The following is a 19,563-nucleotide window of genomic DNA, read 5'->3' on the forward strand; positions in this document are numbered from 1 at the left end:
TCTCTAATCTTTTAACCAAACAAATCGCTTGATTTTACGAAATACATTAATAAATCTTTATAATTCTCTATTTTTGAAATTTCTTCCACTAATTCTTTATCTGATGCTATTTTTATTATTTCATCGTATATCTTTACTAATACTGTGTCGTCACCATCGTCTTCCGGTAATCCTAAAAGGAAAACTAATTTTATATCCTTTTCTTTTTTATCAGACATATTTTCAGGTACAACTCCAAGTGCTAATTCTATATTTTTACTAGCATAGTTTATCGTATGTGGAAATGCTACAGTATCTTCAAATATCATAGATGATTTTTCTTCTCTTTTTCTTATTCTCTCTTTGAATCCAGCATCAAGATGTCCTTCATTTTCTAAAATATCTATCATCATATTAACGTTTTCCGAATAGCTATAGTTCTTATCCAAAACGAAAAATCTATTTTCATCAAGTATTCCCAACATAATAGAGTCCATTCCTTTTATAAATGATATCTCCTTATTATCGCTATACTTCAATAAATCTATCTTTCTTTTTAATTCTGACCTATCAAGTACATCTTTTATGTATATTATTTCTGACTTTGTATCAATATCTAGTTTCACTGTAGATACAACTAAATCGTATTTATCTAAGATTTCAGAATCAATATTACTGTCCGAGTAAAGATCCATCACCGTTTCATTTTTTATAATCTTCTTTAGATTACTCTCAACGACCCTTGCTGATATTCTTCCTGTTCCACATATTATAGCTATGTTATATATTTTATTTTTTTCTAAATTACTTTTATCTATAAGTATTCCGAAATATACAGACATTAAAGCTATTTCTTCATTAGAAATCTCTATATTTTCTTCATTTTGTATAACACTAGCTGCAACTTCTGCCACTGTATATGCAACAGAGTTAGAACTTTTTATTTCCTCACAATCAATACCTCTTATTTTAAATCCGTATTTCATTCTATTAATCATAAATTGAATATGGTACATAAACTCATGCATAATCTGTTCGGATTGAATATTTATATTCATTTCCTGTTTTATTTTATCTTTTATCTTTAAAATTAAATCCTCTGTAGTTTTCTTAACTTGCAGCTTTTCAATAGTTTTAATATTTGTTGGAGTTCTCATTCCAGCTATTGGAATCGATATAAATAATATTTCTTCCTCAGGTAAATCTGTCATAAGAACTTTTGATATATTATTTGCTATCTCTCTTGCAAAGATATATGCAATACTTTCTTTTAATTCCTCATATTTTTTATCTAATTTAGATAATGGATTTCCATTTAAAAATCTATCTATCATTACAGTAAAAAACTTTATAAAATACTCAACAGCAACTGAATCTAATTCATACTCTAAAGCTATCTGTTTTATAGCATCTATCAAATCTGAATCTAATGGATAATCTTTATATATACCATCGTACATATTTTCAAGTATAAAGAACCTAATCTCTAGCTCATCCCCATTTAGACTTATTCCGGTATTTGTCTTTCCTAGAATTTCTATTTCGTATTCTTCAAGAATTTTTCTTAATCTTTTTAAATCTCCATTTACAGTACTTCTACCTATATTCATATCGTAGGCAAGTTCATCTGTAAGATATGGACAGTCAGTATTCATAAGCTTTTGCATTATGAATACTATCCTTGAATTAGGTGAATTCATGAAGTCATCATGAGCGTACACCTTATTTTTCACCTGTTCATACCCATCTGTATCGAATATATAGAATACATACGAATTTCTTTTATTTTCAATAATAGCATGTCCTTCCAAACTATTATTTATTTCCTTTATATCATTCTTTATGGTTTTAGGACTTACATCCATTTTTTCTGAAAGATAATCAACTGTGACAGATTGTTTCTGTTCCATAATATTTAATATTCTGGCAAGTCTATTTTCTTCATAAAAACAACTCATATTTCCTCCCTGTCACTTTATTATTTGCTATTTTTATTGATAAATCTTAGCCTCTTGATTTACCACCTGATATATTAATTGTGGTACCAGATATATATGATGATCTTTCTGATACTAAGTATGTTACTAAGTTTCCTATATCATCTAATTTTCCTGGTCTTCCTAGAGGTATTACTTTTGCATAGTCAGTACTTAACTGATCTGGTTTTACACCTCTTGTATACGCTAATGCTTCATTATATGCTGGAGAAGTTAATCCTGTTGGTTCATTTATTCCAGGAGCTACTCCAACTACTCTTATACCTTTTGGTCCTAATTCTTTAGCCCAAGATCTTGTAAATCCATTTACAGCACCTTTTGTTGCTGAGTAGCAGCTCTGTCCTGCAGAACCTTCCATACCTGCTTCAGAAGTTATATTTACTATTGTTCCTTTTCCTTCTTTAATCATGTATCTAACTACTGCCTGTGTACAAAGGAATAAACCTTTCTGATTTACATTTACCATAAAGTCAAAATCTTTTTCATTTAATTCGTATTCTGGTCTTTCACCTCTAAAATCTACTAAAAGTCTTGGTAAATTTACACCTGCATTATTTACTAGTGCATCTATTTTTCCGTATTTTTCAACAACTAATTTAGCCATTTCATCAACACTAGCCTTTTTAGTTATATCGCATTTTACATTGAATACACCATCTAGTTCCTCTGTTTCAACACTTAAATCAGATACAACCACATTTGCTCCAACTTCTTTTAGCTGTTTACAGATATGTTTACCTATTCCAGATGCTCCTCCTGTTACTATTACAACCTTGTTTTCTAAATCTAACCATGAATTGCTCATTTATAACTTCCCCTCTCTTATTATTTTTATCTTGATTTAAGTATATTGAAATCGGTATCCTTAATTAATACACTTATTTTCCAGAGAATGGAAATTAATTGCACAATTTTAATTTAATAAATATTATTATCTTGATTTACTCTATTTTTCAAATTGCATATTTTTAGTGTTTCATTTATCATCTATCACAGTTTTATATCCTGTTTTATTTTATACACAATGTAGTTTTATTTTCAAGTGATTTTAAATTTCAAATAGTTTTCATATAGTATTCATAAATCTGTTTTCTATATAATCAATTTCATAATTCAATACTTATAAATAATAAATTGCATAAAAAAAGATGCCTCTAAAAAGAGACATCTTTGTATATTCTATAATTATCGAATTATAAAACTGCTATTAATTCTATTTCAACTTTAACGTCTTTTGGTAATCTAGCTACTTCTACACAAGATCTAGCTGGTTTGTTTTCACCGAAGAATTCAGCGTAAACTTCATTTAAGTCATTGAATTCGTTCATGTCTTTTATGAAAACTGTAGTTTTAACAACGTTAGAGAAGTCTGCACCAGCTTCAGCTAATACATTTTTTATGTTAGTTAAAGATCTAGTTGCCTGTTCTTTTATTCCACCTTCAACAACTGTCATTGTTTCTGGGTCTAGTGGAACCTGTCCTGATAAGAATAATAAGTTTCCTGCTTTTATAGCCTGAGAATATGGTCCTAAAGCTGCAGGAGCATTGTTAGTATGTATTACTTCGTGTTTCATTGGAAACCCCTCCTAATATTATATTAATATAAGATATGTGTTTTTATTAACACTATATTTATATTATACTCTTTTATTTATATTGATTCAAATATTATTTACATTTTAATAAATTTATTTTATGTTTTAAACTATTTATAAATATATTTTAAATTTATAATTATATTTCTTTTACGCAGAATCCAGCTTCAACTATTGCTGATTTTACTCTCTTAATATGATCAAAGTCTAATGTTTCAAGTATAAATTCAGCAGACTGTTCAGTTAAACTGTCTCCAGATGCTAGGCTTCCCTGATTTGCTGATAGTATATTAGCTCCTGCTTCACTTATTATGCTAGTAACTTTTGTGAAGTTACCTGGTTTATCGTTCATATTAACTTTTAAGCTAACTCTTCTACCTTCTTTAGCTAAAGCAACACCTATTATTCTGTATAGTGTGTTAACGTCTACATTACCACCAGATACTACACATACTACATTTTCTCCAGCTTCTGGTTTATATTTTCCGCTTAATAAAGCTGCTGTTGAAACCGCACCAGCACCTTCTGATACTATTTTCTGACTTTCCATCATAAATAATATAGCCTGTGCTATTTCATCTTCTTCTACTACAACAACATCATCAACTAATTCTTTTATTATATCAAATGTTAAATCTCCAGGAGTTTTAACTGCTATACCATCGGCTATTGTAGGTGCATTGAATGCAGATGTAACTTCTCCATTCTGGAATGATTCCTTCATTGAAGGTATATTAGCTGTCTGAACACCTATAACTTTACAATTAGGGTTTAATGCTTTTGCAACTACTGCTACACCAGCAACTATTCCCCCACCACCTATTGGGCATAATACTGTGTCTACTTTGTTATCTAACTGTTCAAAGAATTCTAGTGCTAAAGTACCCTGACCAGCTATTACATACTTATCATTGAATGGATGTAGGAAAGTAGCTCCTGTTTCTTTCTGTACTTCTACTGCTTTAGCATATGCATCATCGTAAACTGTACCGTTTAATACAACTTCTGCTCCGTATCCTTTAGTTGCACTAACTTTTGCTAATGGTGCAGTAGCTGGCATTGCTATAGTAGCTTTTATTCCTGTTAATTTTGCTCCAAGTGCAACACCCTGTGCATGGTTTCCTGCAGATGCTGCTATAACTCCTCTTGCTTTTTCTTCTTCAGTAAGATTTGCTATTTTATTACATGCACCTCTAACTTTGAAAGATCCAGTTTTCTGTAGGTTTTCACATTTATAGTAAACATGAGCACCAGTTTTTTCGCTTAATTTTGTACTTTCTAAAACGTCAGTCTTTTTAACTATATCTTTTATAGTTTCTCTTGCCTGTTTTACATCTTCTAAAGTAACCTGTAACATTAAAATCAACTCCTGTTAAATTATATTTTTGTTATTTCATTTTTTATTCTATAACCTTTTCCTAAAAAATGCAACAAGTTTTGCATTATTTTAATTTTATAGAGAAAACGTATTTTGACATTAAAAAAATGTCTTTTGGTATATACATTTACTATTTCTTTTTATTTTTTAAGTTTTTTATCCTTTATGTATTTATAAATATCTTTTTTTAGTATTTTGACTTTATTTTTTCTCTTTACTTTTTCTAAAAATATATTATAATTAAAGTTGTAAGTATGCTATTTCAGATGAATAAATCAGATATTTTTATAATTAAAACTAATAATGTATATTCATTTGAATCAATTTTATAATGATGATTATATTTATAGAGTTTATATTTTAAGGTTATATTTTAAGAATTATATTTTAAAGATTATAAAAAGGAGATTATGAAAAATGATTAACTACACAAAGGAAGAAATCAAAAAAATGTACAACAGGTTGAGCCCGTTTGAATTTAAAAATGAGCTTATCGAAATCGCAAAGGATACTTCAAACACTAAAAACATACCTTTATTAGATGCAGGTAGAGGAAATCCTAACTGGACTTGTTCTTCTGCTAGAGAAGCATTCTTTACGTTCGGACACTTTGCTGTAACAGAAACAAGACTTAATTGGGATTTAGGAAATCTTTCAGGTATGCCACAGAAAGACGGTATAGCAAAAAGATTATTCAATTATATAGAAGAAAATAAAGATATGCCTGGTGCTTTCTTATTAAAGAATATAGTAAACTACGGTATAACAGAAATGGGATTCAATCCAGATGAATTCGTTCATGAGTTAGCAGACGGTATAATAGGAGATAACTATCCACTACCAGATAGAATGTTACCTCATATAGAAAAGATCGTTCACGATTATTTAGTTCAGGAAATGAAATACAATATAGATGATGAGTACGGAGATATACAGGTATTTGCAGTTGAAGGTGCTACTGCTGCCATGTGTTACATATTCGATTCACTTATGGCAAACGAGCTTTTAAGAAGAGGAGATAAAATAGCGATGATGACTCCTATATTCACTCCTTACTTAGAAATACCAAATCTTCCAAGATACAACTTCGATATAGTAAATATAAACGCTGATGTTGTAGATGAAAGAGGAGTTCATACTTGGCAGTTCTCAAGAAAAGAACTTGAAAAATTAAAAGATAAAAGTATAAAAGCTCTTTTCGTTGTTAACCCTAACAACCCAGCTTCAATAGGCATGGATGAACATACTTGTGATGAATTAATAGATGTAGTTAAAACATATAACGAAGACTTAATGATAATATCAGACGACGTATACGGAACATTTGTAAATGATTTCTCTTCATTAATGTCAAAACTTCCTTATAATACTTTAGGAGTTTATTCTTATTCAAAATACTTCGGTGTTACTGGTTGGAGATTAGGAACATTCGCAGTTCACGAAAGAAATGTTTTTGATAAAAAAATAAAAGAATTAAAAGGTGAATCTAAAAAATTAGTTGATAAGAGATACAGTGATATGAGTCTTAACCCTTCTGCTCTTACATTTATGGAAAGAGTTGTTGCAGATAGTCGACGGGTTGCTCTAAACCATACAGCTGGACTTTCTACTCCTCAGCAGGTTCAGATGGCATTCTTCTCTGCTTTTGCTCTAATAGACAAAGTTGATGCTTATAAAAAATTAAATATGAGTATATGTAGAAGAAGACAGAGACTTCTATTTGAATCTTTAGGAATAGACTATGTAAATCTTGAAAATAGTGCGGCATACTACTTCCAGTTTGATATAGATGAATGGGGTAGATTAAATCATGGACAGGATTTTGTAGACTTTATGCACAATAATTTTGATGCATCTGATATATTATACAAACTTGCAAAAGATTACGCTATAGTTCTTCTTGGTGGTAATGGATTCGCAGCACCAAAATGGTCTATAAGGGTTTCTCTTGCAAACTTAGATGATAGAGCTTATATAACAATAGGTGCATCTATTAAAAATATACTAAATGATTATGTTGAGCTATGGAAAAGTAAAAAAACTAATTAAATACTATTTATAAATCAATATTGTGACCTATTTTATGCAAAAATAAAATAAAAGATGTATTTATTGTATTTTTTTGTTATAATTTCTATTGGAATATTAATTATTTTTTATTAGAAAGGTGTATAGATTATTATGACTACTAAAAAGAAAGTTGCAATTGTATTTACTGGTGGAACAATATCTATGACAGTAGATGACCAGGTGGGGGCAGCAATACCTACTCTTTCAGGAGAACAAATACTTTCTATGGTTACTAATATAGACAAAGTTGCCGATATAGAAGTACTTAACTTTGCTGAAATACCAGGACCTCATATGACTCCTTACAGAATGATGGAGCTTAAAAAATATACTGAAGATCTTTTAGCTAGAGAAGATATAACTGGAGTTATCATAACTCATGGTACTGACTCACTAGAAGAAACAGCATATTTCCTAGATTTAACTATAGACAATCCAAAACCTGTTATAGTTACTGGTGCTATGAGAAGTAGTTCAGAACTTGGTTACGATGGTTCAAGTAACCTATCAGCTGCAGTTTGTACAGCTGTATCAAAGGATGCTATAGGAAAAGGTGTTTTAGTTGTTTTAAACAATGAAGTTTTATTAGCTTCAGAAGCTACAAAAACTAATACACTAGCTTTAAATACATTCCAGTCTTTAGTTGGTGGACCTCTTGGTTACATAGACTGCAATGAATTAGTTTTACTTAGAGATATAGTAAATAGAAGAGTTATAAAAACTGATAAAATAGAATCTAAAGTTGCTCTATTTAAAGCTTGTGCCGGAGAAAACAGTGACTTCATAAAAGCTGCTGTAGATTTAGGATACAAAGGTATAGTAATAGAAGCAATGGGTAGAGGAAATATACCTCCAGAAATGTTACCTGGTGTTGAATATGCTAGAGAAAAGAATTTACCTGTTGTTATAGTTTCAAGATGCCATTCAGGTAGAGTATTTGATAGCTACGGATACCATGGTTCAGGTAGAGATCTTAGAAACTTAGGTTGTATATTTGGTGGAGATCTTCCAGGACAGAAAGCTAGAATAAAATTAATGCTTGCTCTTGGACAGACTGATGATATGGATACTATAACTGACTTCTTTGAAAGAGGTATATACGCTTAATTTTATATAATTTAATAAATAAATTTATTTAAACTAATTAGTATAAGTATATACTAATTAGTTTTTTTTATAAATTTTATATTTATATAAAATTACAATTTTTATTGTATATATCTATAAAACTACTTCTATAAATTATAGATATATGATACTATTATTGTATAAATTTTATTTTTTAATACAAAGGAGATAATTATGTCAAAAAAAAATAATATTGATAGTGAACTTCTTGAACTTAATAAATTAAAAAGTGTAGCTCCTGATTATTTAGTTGGAAATGAAGTTATTTATTCTGAATATCTTGGATTTTTAAATGGTACTTATGGTAGTTTATGTGGAATTTTTCCAACAAATACAAGATTGTTATTTGTATCTATTCAGACCAATACTAAGACTAAACTTTTTAGAAAACCAAAAGTTGTTTCTGAAGAAATAAACGTCGGTTCTGTTTTTTATGATAATATAGAAAACGTTCAAATACAAAATGATTCCGATTCACCATTTTCTGATTTAATTTTTATATTAAAAGGAAAAACTTCTATGAATAGATTAACATTAAAAAACAACGATGCAAACAAGTTGTATTATGAATTAAACCAAGCCATTATGGGTAATTTAAACAGTTTTTATACTACAAATACTATATATGATACACCTCAAGAAGATAATAATAGTAATAATAAAGTAAATAGTAATGATAAAAATAAAAAAATAGTAAAAGACTTAACTAAAAATTTATGCGATAAAACACTTCAAGCTAGTAAATGGGGAGCAAAACAAATAAAAAATAAAGGTAATAAAATAATACAAGATTTAAAAGACAAAAACGATTAATTTTTTAACTTCATTTTAAAACCTAATTTTAACAAATAAAAAGTTCTGTCATACAAAGTTTCAATAACTTTTATGACAGAACTTTTTTAGAAGTCCTCTATTTTTATATCATCATCTTCAGATGAATTTTTATTTATCTTTTTGAATGAATTTATTATTTTGCTAAGTATATCATTTGTTTTTCTTCTTCTAAATATTGTGGTTATAAATACTAGACCTAAAGATATAGCCCCAGCTACCATTAAAGTAGATATCCCATTTCTTACTCCTGCTGTATAGTCATTTGTAAGAAATGCATAAAGTGTGTTATATACTCCATACCCTGGAACAAGTATTATCATAGCACATACACTCATTATTGTAGACGGTGCATTGTATATTCTCGCACAAACCTCAACATATATTCCAAAACATATAGTTGCAAAGAAGAATGAAAGATTATTTTCCATACCTGCCATTAAAAGAAGCTTATATGATAGCCATGCTATCCCACCGCCAATGGCCGATATTCTAAGATATTTTCCTTTGATATTGAAAATTACTCCAAAGCTATATGCAGCTATTATACATAGTACAACTTCTAGTGCCAATCTCATTTTAAACACCTCCGTATCTTATGTATAAGTTTAAAACGAAACACATACCTATAGTAACCGCTATACCTATTAAAAGAACTTCTTCTATTTTCATAGCTCCTGATAAAAGCTCTCCATCAAGTATATCCCTTATAGCGTTGGTTAGTGGCAATCCTGGAACAAGAAGCATTATAGATCCCATTATAACCTTGTCTATAGTATATATAAATCTAAATTTAACTAATAATATTGCAATTGTTGGTATTATCGCCGCACCAATCATATTTATAAAAAAGTCGTTTAGCGATATTTTTCCAAATAAAATGGTCCCTATGTCAAGGACATATATAAAAAAGTCTTAAGCAGCAAGCAGCTGACTTCTATATTGAATAGGAGTCAGCTGTTTTAAATTCCACTGACAACGATCATTATTATAATAATCCATATAATCATCTATTAAACTTTTTAACTCTTCAAATGTATTGCAACTTTTATAATCTATTTCATCTTTCATATGACCAAAGAATGACTCCTGCGGAGCATTGTCCCAACAATTACCTTTTCTAGACATAGATTGACCTAAATTATATTTTTTTAACAAGTTCTGAAAAATAGTACTTGTATAATGAACTCCTTGATCAGAATGAATAAATGCATCTTTATGTAATTTGTCTGAATTTGATAACATGAGATTGTTAATAGTTGAAATAACAATATCCATTTTTAAATTCTTCGATAAATGATACGATAAAATTTCATTCGTAGAAGAATCTTTTACAGTTGATAAATATGCTGTTTTCCCATTGCCGTACGGCATATACGTAATATCAGTTAAAAGTACTTTTCCTGGTATACCTTGTTTAAATTCTCTATTCAATTTATTAGGAACTGTGTGATGTTCTTTTCTTGCTTTTCCCATACGTTTAGCTGGATTTGACTCGCGAATAGGACATTTAATTCCATATTTTTTCATTATTCTTTGAATTTTTTTTCTGTTAAATATTATATTAAATTTACTTTTTAAAATCATTTTTATTGAACGAGAACCTTTTTTGTATCCTCTGAACTTATATGCTTTAAGAATTATTTCTTTTGCTTCTAAATCCTTTTCTTCTTGTTTGCTTATTACATTCTTGTTTTTTAAATAGTTATAAAATCCAGATCTAGATACTCCTGCAACAATACATAGATGTTTTATCATTTTTTTTAAACAATATTTATTTATTACATCATTAATTAATTTGAATATTTTCACCGAAGGTAGCTTATTATTCATCACCTGCCTTTCTTCGAAGTCTAGCTTTTTTACTAGTTCTAGCTCTGCTTTAAGATATGCTATTTCAGCATCCTTCTTATCTATTATCTCTTTATCTGTTAATTTTCTTTTTCTTGGTCTTCCAGAATTATTAACTCTAGAATCATCTAGTCCCAAAATACCATTTTCTTTATATGACTTTCTCCATCGCTCGCTAGCGCATTTAATACGTTTTGCACCTATGATGTTAGTGTCAAAACCTGCTTCTTTAAATATCTGTGTTGGATTTTTTCCCTTATTGTATTCTGTTATGAAATGTATTTTAAATTCATTTGTATATGTTATTGATTTACAGCTTACATTCTTTACAAATGGATTTTTTGATAGCTCTAATGTTTCTTCTTTACTAAATTGTTTTTTACTCATAAATTACTCACCTCTATATTAAAATTATACAAAAAAAGAACCTATAGATGAAACACCTTTTTACAAGTGTCCATTCTATAGGTTCCATTTTAAAATAATCCAGTAACATATTTTACTGTACATCCTATAAAAAAGCTTGCAAACATATCTGGTACTCCACCGCCAAATAGTACAGTAAGAACTGCAGTACCTACACCTGCAAAAAATATCTTTCTATTATCTGAATAATAGTTTCCCTTTTCTATCTCGGCTAGTATTTTTTCACATACTGCTATATCAAAGTTATACTGTGATATAGTTCTTGATAAAGCATTTATCTCAAATACTTTGTTTAAATCAGTACTTCTTTTTGTTATTCTCTTTACAACCGAGCTTATTTTTCCATCAACCGTTGCAGATACTATTACCGCTGTCGGTGTAGCAAATACACCTGTTTTTTCTATTCCAAATGAAGAACAAATTCTGGTAACAGTTTCTTCTACTCTGTACGTTTCTCCTCCACTTTGAAGAAGAAGTACTCCAGCATCAGATGAAAATTCTAGTACTCTGTTTACATCCATTAGAAATCTCCTTTCTTTAATTTTTATTTATATTTTTAACTTTATGATTTATTTATAACTTTATTATAAATTATATTCTTTTCATTTTTTAGTCTACTTTGTCTATTGTATACCTAGACTAGTCTCTTTTCAATATTATTTATTATTTTATATAAGCTATCCATAAATTTTTTAGTTTTTATGTATAATTAAAATTTACACAAAAAAGATGCTGTTGAAAAACATCTTTTAATGTTTATCCAACAGCATCCATATTATTAATTATTTTACAACTATGTTTATTAATTTTTTAGGAACAGCTATAACTTTAACTATAGTTTTTCCTTCAACTAATTCTTTTATTTTTTCGTCTTCTAAAGCAGCAGCCTGCATATCATCTCTTGATATTTCTGTAGGAACATTCATTCTTCCTCTTACTTTACCATTTATCTGAACAACTACTTCTACTTCATCTTTTACTAAAGCTTTTTCGTCGTATTCAGGCCAGCTTATATCAAATACGCTTCCTTCTTTACCTATCATCTGCCATAATTCTTCACCTAAGTGTGGAGTAAATGGAGCTATTATTGTAACTATAGCTTCTACACCTTCTTTTATAACAGCTGAGTTTCTTCCATCTAATTCTTTATATTTGTACATTTCGTTTATTAATTCCATTAAAGATGCTATAGATGTATTGAATCCGAATTTTTCATCTAAGTCAGATGTAACTTTTTTGATTACACTGTTTATAGTGAATCTCATATCTTTATCAGCTGAAGTTAATTTACCAAATTCATCATCGCAGTTTTTAACTTCTTCTGCTAATTCATCAACTAATCTATATACTCTGTTTAGGAATTTGAAGCATCCTTCAACACCCTGGTCTGACCAGTCAAGGTCTCTTTCTGGTGGAGCTGCAAATAGTATGAATAATCTAGCTGTATCAGCACCGTATTCATCTATTATTTTTAAAGGAGATACTGTGTTTCCTTTAGATTTACTCATTTTTGATCCTTCTTTAAGAACCATACCCTGAGTTAATAGGTTTTTGAATGGTTCGTCAGCTTCTACCATTCCCATGCTGTGGAATGCTTTCATTAACCATCTAGCGTAAAGAAGATGCATTATAGCATGTTCTACACCACCTATATACTGATCTACTGGTACCCATTTATCAGCTATATCTTTTCTGAAAGGTTCTTCAGTATTTTTGTTGTCAGTATATCTTAAGAAGTACCAAGAAGAATCTATGAATGTATCCATAGTATCTACTTCTCTTCTAGCTGGTTTTCCACATTTTGGACAAACTGTTTCAGTGAATGTTGGAGAAGTTGTTAATGGAGATTCTCCTTTTCCTGTAAATTCAACGTCTGTTGGAAGTAATACAGGTAGATTTTCTTTCTTTTCAGGTACTATACCACAGTCATCACAATATACTACTGGTATAGGGCATCCCCAATATCTCTGTCTTGAAACTAACCAGTCTCTTAATCTGTAGTTTACAGTTCTTTTACCTTTTCCTTCTTCTTCCATTTTGTCTACTATTTTTTCGAAAGCTTCTTTAGCAGGCATACCGTTAAATTCTTCAGAATTTATCATTATTCCGTCTTCATCTATTACTGGTACTATTGGAAGGTCGTATTTCTTAGCGAAATCTTCATCTCTTTCATCATGAGCTGGAACTGCCATAACAGCACCTGTTCCGTAGTCAGCAAGTACATAGTTAGCTATCCATATTGGCACTTTTCTTCCGTTTACTGGATTTATTACATATTTTCCTATGAACATACCTTCTTTTTCAAGATCTGTAGATGTTCTTTCTATTTCTGTCATTTTGTGCATTTTTAGAACGAATTCATCTACTGGAGCTTCGTATTCAGTTCCTGCAACTAATTCTTTAACTAATGGACTTTCTGGTGCTAATACCATGAATGATACACCGTAAGCTGTATCAGGTCTAGTTGTATAAACTGTTATAGTATCTTCTGTTCCATCTATTGTAAATGTTAAGTTAGCTCCTGTACTCTTACCAATCCAGTTTCTCTGCATTGTTTTAACTTTTTCTGGCCAACCATCTAATTTATCTAAGTCGTTTAATAATTCTTCTGCAAATGCAGTAGTTTTGAAATACCACTGTTCTAGGTCTTTCTTTATAACTGTTGTTCCACATCTTTCACATTCTCCCTGAACAACCTGTTCATTTGCAAGAACTGTTTCGCAAGATGGACACCAGTTAACGTAAGATTTTTTCTTATATGCTAATCCCCGTTCTAATAATTTAAGGAATATTTCCTGAGTAAATTTGTAGTATTCTGGAGTAGATGTAGCAACTTCTCTATCCCAATCGTAACTTAATCCTAAAAGGTTTAACTGTTCTCTCATTTCAGCTATGTTTTCCATAGTCCATTTGTGTGGATGTATACCATGTTTTATAGCTGCATTTTCTGCTGGTAATCCAAATGAATCCCATCCCATTGGATGAAGTACATTGTACCCTTTCATTTTTTTGAATCTAGCTATAACATCACCTATAGAGTAGTTTCTAACATGTCCCATGTGAAGTTTTCCTGATGGATAAGGGAACATTTCTAATGTATAGTAGTTTGGTTTTTCTGTCTGCTCAGTATCCATTTTGTACTGATTGTTTTCTTTCCAAGTTTTCTGCCATTTTGTTTCTATGGCTTTGAAATCATAAACGCTCATTTTTTCTCCTCCTGTTTTTTATTTTTAATAGTTCAAATATAATAATTATTATTTCTGTATAATAAAAAAATCCTCAATCCCTAAACAATAATGTTTAGGGACGAGGATATTATATACTCGCGGTACCACCCTAATTAGCTCAAATAAATTGAACTCTCTTAGTTGAGTCTTTAAACCAACAACGGTTGACAGTTTGTATCTGACAAGTTCAAAAATTTGTTATACTGGTTCGCAGCTAACACCAGCTCTCTGAAATAACTCCTATTCTACTACTTCAGACTGTCTATAATATTTCTATTTTATCATACATAATTTCAATTAATAAAAATATTCTAACACCTAGATATATGGCTTGTCAACATTTACAGACTTTTTATCTTGTTAAAAATAAAAAAGGAGATGTTTTTATTTTTAACATCTCCAAATAATTTCTTATAATTCGTCCGGGTCTACAACTGGTGCATCTTTCCATAATTTTTCTAGGTTGTAGAAATCTCTGTTTTCTTCATCAAATATATGAACCATTATATCGCCGTAGTCAAGAAGTACCCACTGCTGAGAGTCTATACCTTCTTTACCTCTTGGTTCTAATCCGTTTTTAGTCATATCTTCTTCTACTTTATCAGCTATTGCTTTAACCTGTCTTGAAGATGAAGCTGTAGTTATTATGAAATAATCAGCTAAGCTTGTTATTTTTCCTATATTTAAAATCAGTATATCTCTTCCTAATTTGTCTTCTATAGCATGGTTTATAACTTTTACCATCTGTTCTACTGTTAAATCTGCTGCCATTTATATTTCCTCCTTAATTTTGCGAAACTACAAAATAGTTTCCTTTCTTGTAAATATTAAAACTATTATACCATATAGAACTAAAAATAAAATCCATTTTTAAATTTATTTATAAATTTTTAATAGCTTTTTTCTTTTTTCTTTCTGTAATCATAAAGTTTCTTGCTGCTACAGATCTAGGATGAATTGTATTTCCTTTTTTTAGCATAAGAGCTATAGTGTTGTCAAATGATTGTATCATAGCAGCATCTATATCTCCTCCATAAGCTAATTCTCTTAATTCTTCCACTCCTGGATAATCTCTTCCTACCTCTATTAAATCTGCAACATATATTATTTTTTCCATTAAATTCATATCAACCTTCCCTGTTGTATGATATCTTACTGAGCTTATTATATCCTCATCATCTATTCCAAAGTCGTATTTTACAACATAAGATCCTATTATACTATGAGAAAGAGAAATATTTCCAACTTCTAACTCATCTAGCTCTATGTTATATTTTTCTACATAACGGTCTACCTTATCTGTCTTAAAGTATTTTGCACAGTCGTGTACAACTCCTGCTAAATATGCCTTTTCTTCATCGGCACCATATATTTTAGCTAATTTTTTAGCACTATCCGCAACATTTAACGAATGTACATATCTTTTTTCTGTCAACAATTCCTTTAGTTTTTCTTTGATTTGATCTAAGTTCATCAATTCTTTTGTCCACCCCAATGGTAAACTCTACCTCCCAAGTTATTTTATTCTTCTATCTGCTTATATAAATCCTTTCTTTGCATATATTTTTCTACAGGTTCTGGCATTAAATATCTAACTGTTTTTCCAGCTTCTATCTGCTCTCTTATATATGTAGACGATATATCCAAAGATGGAACGTATACACTTATAATTGATGTATCATACTTTCTTTCAAGTTGCTCTATTTTCTCCTGAGCTTTTAAAAGACTTATCCCTGGTCTAGTAGCTGCTATAAATGTAGCCATTTCAAAGTTCTTTTTAACACCTCTCCAGCTTTCAACCTCACATATAGCATCTGCTCCTGTTATAAAGTAAAGCTCTGCATTTGGATACATCTTTTTTAAATCTTTAAGCGTATCTACTGTGTACGTCTGCTTATTTCTTTCTATTTCTATATCTAAAGCTATAAAGTCATCATTCGTTTCAGTAGCAAGCAGAACCATATTGTATCTATCATACTTATCTGTCTTTATACCCAATTTATGTGGTGGATTCCCAGTTGGTATGAAAAAAATCCAATCTAAATTGTATTTATCTCTTATAAATTCCGCTGTTGCAAGATGTGCAAAATGTATTGGATCAAAAGTTCCTCCCAAGATTCCTACCTTTTGTTTTTCTTTTATACTTTCAAATTTGCTTAATTTTTTATCATTCGTTTCTCTAGCACTATCTACTAGTTCTAAAATCCCCATTGAAACTAACTTCTCCTTTTCCTTTTACTATTATCTATTGTACCATAGATTTACGTTTTCTTGAATGCGTCTATAAAAATACAAAGTAAAACAAACAACTTATTTTACTAACACTTTTGTTTTCTTCGTTGACTTTGTCTTTCAAGTGGATTAAAATTAATCTATCTCATTAGAGGAGGATTTTTATGGCAATTATTACAAAAATTGAAGCTCAAAAGAGAAGCAAGGATAGAGTTAATATATATGTAGATGAAGAATATTTTATGGCAGTTTATGCAGAGCTAGTCTATACACATTCTTTGAAAAAAGGTATGGAAATAGATAAAGATTCATTGGAATCTCTTCTTCACGATGAAATCTATATGAAGGCTAAAAATAAAGCTCTTTCTATTCTTTCAAAATCTGACCAATCAGAAAAAAAACTTAGAGAAAAATTATTAAATGATTATGACGAAAATATTGTAGAAGAAGTTATAGAGTTTTTAAAAGGATATAAGCTTATAAACGATAATCTTCTAGCTGAAAAGATTGTCCACGATAATATGAATCTTAGTAAGTTTGGTAAAAATAAAATCAAACAGAACTTATATAATAAGGGAATAGCAGCTTCAGATATCCAAGATGCTATATCTCAAATCGATCCAGATGAAGAGTATGAGAATGCTAAATATCTAGCTGAAAAGAGATTAAAAAGGTTAAAAGGTGAAGATAAGAATAAAATTAATCAAAAAATTTATCAGCATTTGGCTTATAAAGGCTTCAGTTATGATATTATTAAAAGAGTACTAAGAGAACTTTTGAATTTTGATGAATTCGATTGTTAAGGAGGAATAAGTATGAAGAAATTAATTATCGGTGTTTTATGTTTTGCACTAGGTGTGTATAATTACTATCAGTTAAAAAAACAGGATACAATGAGATAAATATTATATTAAAATTAAAATCCCCACAGAAGTTTTAAATTACAATCTTTTGTGGGGATTTTTTATTCAATCAATTATTATTTATTTGGATTAATACTAATTCAAGTTATTAGTCTTCTTTTTTTCTTCTTAGCGCTCCAAAAGCTGCAGCTGATGCTACAAATGTTCCTGTTGCTCCTGCTATTGATGATGCATCACCTGTTTTAGGAGATTTCTGTGTAGGTTTTGATCCACTTGAACTACTTGATGATGAACTAGATCCTGTTCCACTTGGTTTACTTACATTTACACCATTGCTTCTTAAAGAATCTGCTATCTTAACAAGTTTTTTATAGTTTGTTACTTGTTTTCTTTCATCCTGATTTAAGTCATTGAACATTTTTATAGCTTCATTTACCGCTTTTATATTAGATGTTGTCTTATCATATGTTAATTTATCTATAGCAGTAACTACTTTTTTAACCTTTTCTCTATTTATATTTATTGTTTTAGTTACTTTTATTCTACCATCATTTTTGTAGTTTACAGTTCCTTTAGATTTTATAAATTCTGCTATTACCTTATCTAATTCCCCGTAATTTTTTTCAATACTTGATCCAGATATTGAGCTATAATCTGTAGACATATAATCATTCATAGCAACTAGATACTGTTTTGATTCATCAAGCTTTTTACCTTTTACTTTAATATCTGTTATTCTACTACCAGCTTTTTTATTTACATCTATTGTGTATGTAAGATTTCCAAAGTGTAGGAATGTAGAGTTAGCTTCTGGATATATCTCAGCTCCGACTTCTATAGCATCTTTTATCTGTTTTCCAGTTAACTTTTTAGTTATAACTGTATTTCCAAATATTACAGATTCTACTATATTTCCATAAGTTATATCGCCTTTTGGTATTGATTTTAATATAGTTCCTGCATTAGTCATAGCTATTTCTGCACCTGTTTTGCTAAGTAATGCATCATTTATTAAATTTGCAAAGTTACTTTCTTCTTTACCTATTGTATAGTAATCTCCAACTAATTCAGTAGAAGTTTTTCCTAGTACATCTTCATTGTTGAAACTTACTTCGTCTTTGTTCTCATCCTTATTTTCTTCTTTATCTTGTTCTGGTTTCTGATTTGAGTTATTTTTATCTTCTTCTTTTCTGTTTTCAGTTTTAGATTCTTCTTTTTCTGAAGATGATACAGTTGTTGCTGTTTTTAAAGATATTAATTCATTAGACGAATTTTTCTGTCTGTAAGTTATTTCAACTTTTACTTTTCTAGAAGTGTCTTTTTTTGCATCCTCTTTAGCTCCTTCTTTTGAAGGATTTTCTTTAGATGTAGATTCTCTTTTTACATCTTCTTTTTTAGTTTCAGTTGAATCAGCTTTTTTAGACTCATTTGATTTGCCATTAGTTTCATTTGATTTGCTTATTTTTTTAGATACGTCATTAGCACTAAATACATCTACATTCTCACCATTTATGTAGATAAATGCCTCTGCACCGCTCTTAATTAGATTTGTCATATCAGATTTTAAATTAGTAGATTTATTTGAATCAACAACCGCTATGTCTATTCCATCTACTACTTCACAAAGTTTGCCGTCTTTTATTTCCTTTTGATTTGTTTTTCCGTTGATTAATATATCTAAATAGTCCTTAGAATCTTTTCTTTCGTACACAACTACTAGTTTTTTAGATTCATTGTTGCTATTATTAGATATTTCTTTTGCAAATACTGTATTTCCTTGTATTACTATAGATAATACCATCGCCGTACTTATTATTCTTTTATATGCTTTTCTCATTTTTCTCCCCCCTTATCTAGAAATTAGGTGTTTATGTAGTCACAATCAATTTTTATTTTTAAGAAAAAATCTTTTTCCTACTTTTATTATAGCAAAAATATATTCATTTTAATCATATTGATGTTACAATTATTATATTATATATTTCA

17 protein-coding genes and 1 other annotated feature are annotated in these 19,563 nt (G+C 29.5%); of the genes, 4 read left to right on the forward strand and 13 right to left on the reverse strand.

Annotation, left to right across the window (positions count from 1 at the left end; genetic code table 11):
- Positions 1-11: 11 nt before the first annotated feature.
- The 4 genes from KGNDJEFE_RS09370 to ilvA form a co-directional block, all read right to left on the reverse strand.
- On the reverse strand, positions 12-1,937 hold the full coding sequence (locus tag KGNDJEFE_RS09370) for a BglG family transcription antiterminator (protein ID WP_006440854.1): 1,926 nt from the start codon (positions 1,935-1,937) through the stop codon (positions 12-14).
- A gap of 46 nt (positions 1,938-1,983) precedes the next feature.
- Entirely contained in the window at positions 1,984-2,781 is a 798-nt protein-coding gene (locus KGNDJEFE_RS09375) for an SDR family oxidoreductase (protein WP_006440853.1), read from the reverse strand.
- A 388-nt stretch (positions 2,782-3,169) separates the two neighbouring features.
- Positions 3,170-3,550: a RidA family protein gene (locus KGNDJEFE_RS09380; RefSeq protein WP_006440852.1), complete on the reverse strand. Its 381-nt coding sequence runs from the start codon at positions 3,548-3,550 to the stop codon at positions 3,170-3,172.
- Positions 3,551-3,710: 160 nt separating this feature from the next.
- Positions 3,711-4,928, reverse strand: coding sequence for a threonine ammonia-lyase (gene ilvA, locus KGNDJEFE_RS09385; RefSeq protein ID WP_006440851.1), 1,218 nt, complete (start codon positions 4,926-4,928; stop codon positions 3,711-3,713).
- A gap of 438 nt (positions 4,929-5,366) precedes the next feature.
- On the opposite strand from ilvA, the gene aspD reads away from it, so the two are divergent.
- From aspD to KGNDJEFE_RS09400, 3 genes are all read left to right on the forward strand, one after another.
- The gene (gene aspD / locus KGNDJEFE_RS09390; RefSeq protein ID WP_006440850.1) at positions 5,367-6,998 is read left to right on the forward strand and encodes an aspartate 4-decarboxylase; all 1,632 of its coding nucleotides are present in this window, start codon (positions 5,367-5,369) and stop codon (positions 6,996-6,998) included.
- Positions 6,999-7,130: 132 nt separating this feature from the next.
- On the forward strand, positions 7,131-8,126 hold the full coding sequence (locus KGNDJEFE_RS09395; protein WP_006440849.1) for an asparaginase: 996 nt from the start codon (positions 7,131-7,133) through the stop codon (positions 8,124-8,126).
- A gap of 195 nt (positions 8,127-8,321) precedes the next feature.
- Positions 8,322-8,960: a hypothetical protein gene (locus KGNDJEFE_RS09400; protein WP_006440848.1), complete on the forward strand. Its 639-nt coding sequence runs from the start codon at positions 8,322-8,324 to the stop codon at positions 8,958-8,960.
- 86 nt (positions 8,961-9,046) lie between these two features.
- Here KGNDJEFE_RS09400 and KGNDJEFE_RS09405 read toward each other — a convergent pair whose 3' ends face one another.
- From KGNDJEFE_RS09405 to nadD, 8 genes are all read right to left on the reverse strand, one after another.
- Positions 9,047-9,556: a threonine/serine exporter family protein gene (locus tag KGNDJEFE_RS09405; RefSeq protein WP_040410668.1), complete on the reverse strand. Its 510-nt coding sequence runs from the start codon at positions 9,554-9,556 to the stop codon at positions 9,047-9,049.
- A gap of 1 nt (position 9,557) precedes the next feature.
- Positions 9,558-9,884 carry a threonine/serine exporter family protein gene (locus KGNDJEFE_RS09410; protein ID WP_320055083.1) on the reverse strand — a complete coding sequence of 109 codons (327 nt, stop codon included), beginning with the start codon at positions 9,882-9,884 and terminating at the stop codon, positions 9,558-9,560.
- A gap of 9 nt (positions 9,885-9,893) precedes the next feature.
- On the reverse strand, positions 9,894-11,216 hold the full coding sequence (locus tag KGNDJEFE_RS09415) for an IS3 family transposase (RefSeq protein ID WP_148881763.1): 1,323 nt from the start codon (positions 11,214-11,216) through the stop codon (positions 9,894-9,896).
- An 89-nt stretch (positions 11,217-11,305) separates the two neighbouring features.
- Positions 11,306-11,776, reverse strand: coding sequence for a threonine/serine exporter family protein (locus KGNDJEFE_RS09420; protein ID WP_148881843.1), 471 nt, complete (start codon positions 11,774-11,776; stop codon positions 11,306-11,308).
- 261 nt (positions 11,777-12,037) lie between these two features.
- Positions 12,038-14,461: a leucine--tRNA ligase gene (gene leuS, locus KGNDJEFE_RS09425; protein WP_006440845.1), complete on the reverse strand. Its 2,424-nt coding sequence runs from the start codon at positions 14,459-14,461 to the stop codon at positions 12,038-12,040.
- A 93-nt stretch (positions 14,462-14,554) separates the two neighbouring features.
- Positions 14,555-14,747, reverse strand: a binding site (T-box leader).
- Between the two features lie 146 nt (positions 14,748-14,893).
- Positions 14,894-15,253 (reverse strand): ribosome silencing factor, encoded by a 360-nt coding sequence (gene rsfS / locus KGNDJEFE_RS09430; RefSeq protein ID WP_006440844.1) that lies wholly within the window; start codon positions 15,251-15,253, stop codon positions 14,894-14,896.
- Between the two features lie 109 nt (positions 15,254-15,362).
- On the reverse strand, positions 15,363-15,956 hold the full coding sequence (gene yqeK, locus KGNDJEFE_RS09435; RefSeq protein WP_006440843.1) for a bis(5'-nucleosyl)-tetraphosphatase (symmetrical) YqeK: 594 nt from the start codon (positions 15,954-15,956) through the stop codon (positions 15,363-15,365).
- A gap of 47 nt (positions 15,957-16,003) precedes the next feature.
- Positions 16,004-16,693, reverse strand: a complete 690-nt coding sequence (nadD, locus tag KGNDJEFE_RS09440; protein ID WP_006440842.1) for a nicotinate-nucleotide adenylyltransferase — start codon at positions 16,691-16,693, stop codon at positions 16,004-16,006.
- Positions 16,694-16,878: 185 nt separating this feature from the next.
- Here nadD and recX point away from each other — a divergent pair, with 185 nt between their 5' ends.
- Positions 16,879-17,517 (forward strand): recombination regulator RecX, encoded by a 639-nt coding sequence (recX, locus tag KGNDJEFE_RS09445; protein ID WP_006440841.1) that lies wholly within the window; start codon positions 16,879-16,881, stop codon positions 17,515-17,517.
- A gap of 208 nt (positions 17,518-17,725) precedes the next feature.
- Here recX and KGNDJEFE_RS09450 read toward each other — a convergent pair whose 3' ends face one another.
- Complete coding sequence (locus tag KGNDJEFE_RS09450; RefSeq protein WP_006440840.1) at positions 17,726-19,414, reverse strand: 5'-nucleotidase C-terminal domain-containing protein; 1,689 nt, start codon at positions 19,412-19,414, stop codon at positions 17,726-17,728.
- Between the last annotated feature and the right edge of the window lie 149 nt (positions 19,415-19,563).

Origin of the sequence: Peptacetobacter hiranonis (assembly GCF_008151785.1) — a bacterium.
GTDB lineage: Bacteria > Bacillota > Clostridia > Peptostreptococcales > Peptostreptococcaceae > Peptacetobacter > Peptacetobacter hiranonis.

Coding starts and splice junctions, on each gene's coding strand:
- ilvA (WP_006440851.1), bottom strand. CDS start 4,928: ATGTTACAGGTTACTTTAGAAGATGTAAAACAGGCAAGAGAAACTATA.
- yqeK (WP_006440843.1), bottom strand. CDS start 15,956: ATGAACTTAGATCAAATCAAAGAAAAACTAAAGGAATTGTTGACAGAA.
- KGNDJEFE_RS09405 (WP_040410668.1), bottom strand. CDS start 9,556: ATGAGATTGGCACTAGAAGTTGTACTATGTATAATAGCTGCATATAGC.
- KGNDJEFE_RS09375 (WP_006440853.1), bottom strand. CDS start 2,781: ATGAGCAATTCATGGTTAGATTTAGAAAACAAGGTTGTAATAGTAACA.
- KGNDJEFE_RS09415 (WP_148881763.1), bottom strand. CDS start 11,216: ATGAGTAAAAAACAATTTAGTAAAGAAGAAACATTAGAGCTATCAAAA.
- KGNDJEFE_RS09380 (WP_006440852.1), bottom strand. CDS start 3,550: ATGAAACACGAAGTAATACATACTAACAATGCTCCTGCAGCTTTAGGA.
- leuS (WP_006440845.1), bottom strand. CDS start 14,461: ATGAGCGTTTATGATTTCAAAGCCATAGAAACAAAATGGCAGAAAACT.
- KGNDJEFE_RS09370 (WP_006440854.1), bottom strand. CDS start 1,937: ATGAGTTGTTTTTATGAAGAAAATAGACTTGCCAGAATATTAAATATT.
- rsfS (WP_006440844.1), bottom strand. CDS start 15,253: ATGGCAGCAGATTTAACAGTAGAACAGATGGTAAAAGTTATAAACCAT.
- KGNDJEFE_RS09420 (WP_148881843.1), bottom strand. CDS start 11,776: ATGGATGTAAACAGAGTACTAGAATTTTCATCTGATGCTGGAGTACTT.
- KGNDJEFE_RS09395 (WP_006440849.1), top strand. CDS start 7,131: ATGACTACTAAAAAGAAAGTTGCAATTGTATTTACTGGTGGAACAATA.
- KGNDJEFE_RS09450 (WP_006440840.1), bottom strand. CDS start 19,414: ATGAGAAAAGCATATAAAAGAATAATAAGTACGGCGATGGTATTATCT.
- aspD (WP_006440850.1), top strand. CDS start 5,367: ATGATTAACTACACAAAGGAAGAAATCAAAAAAATGTACAACAGGTTG.
- KGNDJEFE_RS09400 (WP_006440848.1), top strand. CDS start 8,322: ATGTCAAAAAAAAATAATATTGATAGTGAACTTCTTGAACTTAATAAA.
- nadD (WP_006440842.1), bottom strand. CDS start 16,693: ATGGGGATTTTAGAACTAGTAGATAGTGCTAGAGAAACGAATGATAAA.
- recX (WP_006440841.1), top strand. CDS start 16,879: ATGGCAATTATTACAAAAATTGAAGCTCAAAAGAGAAGCAAGGATAGA.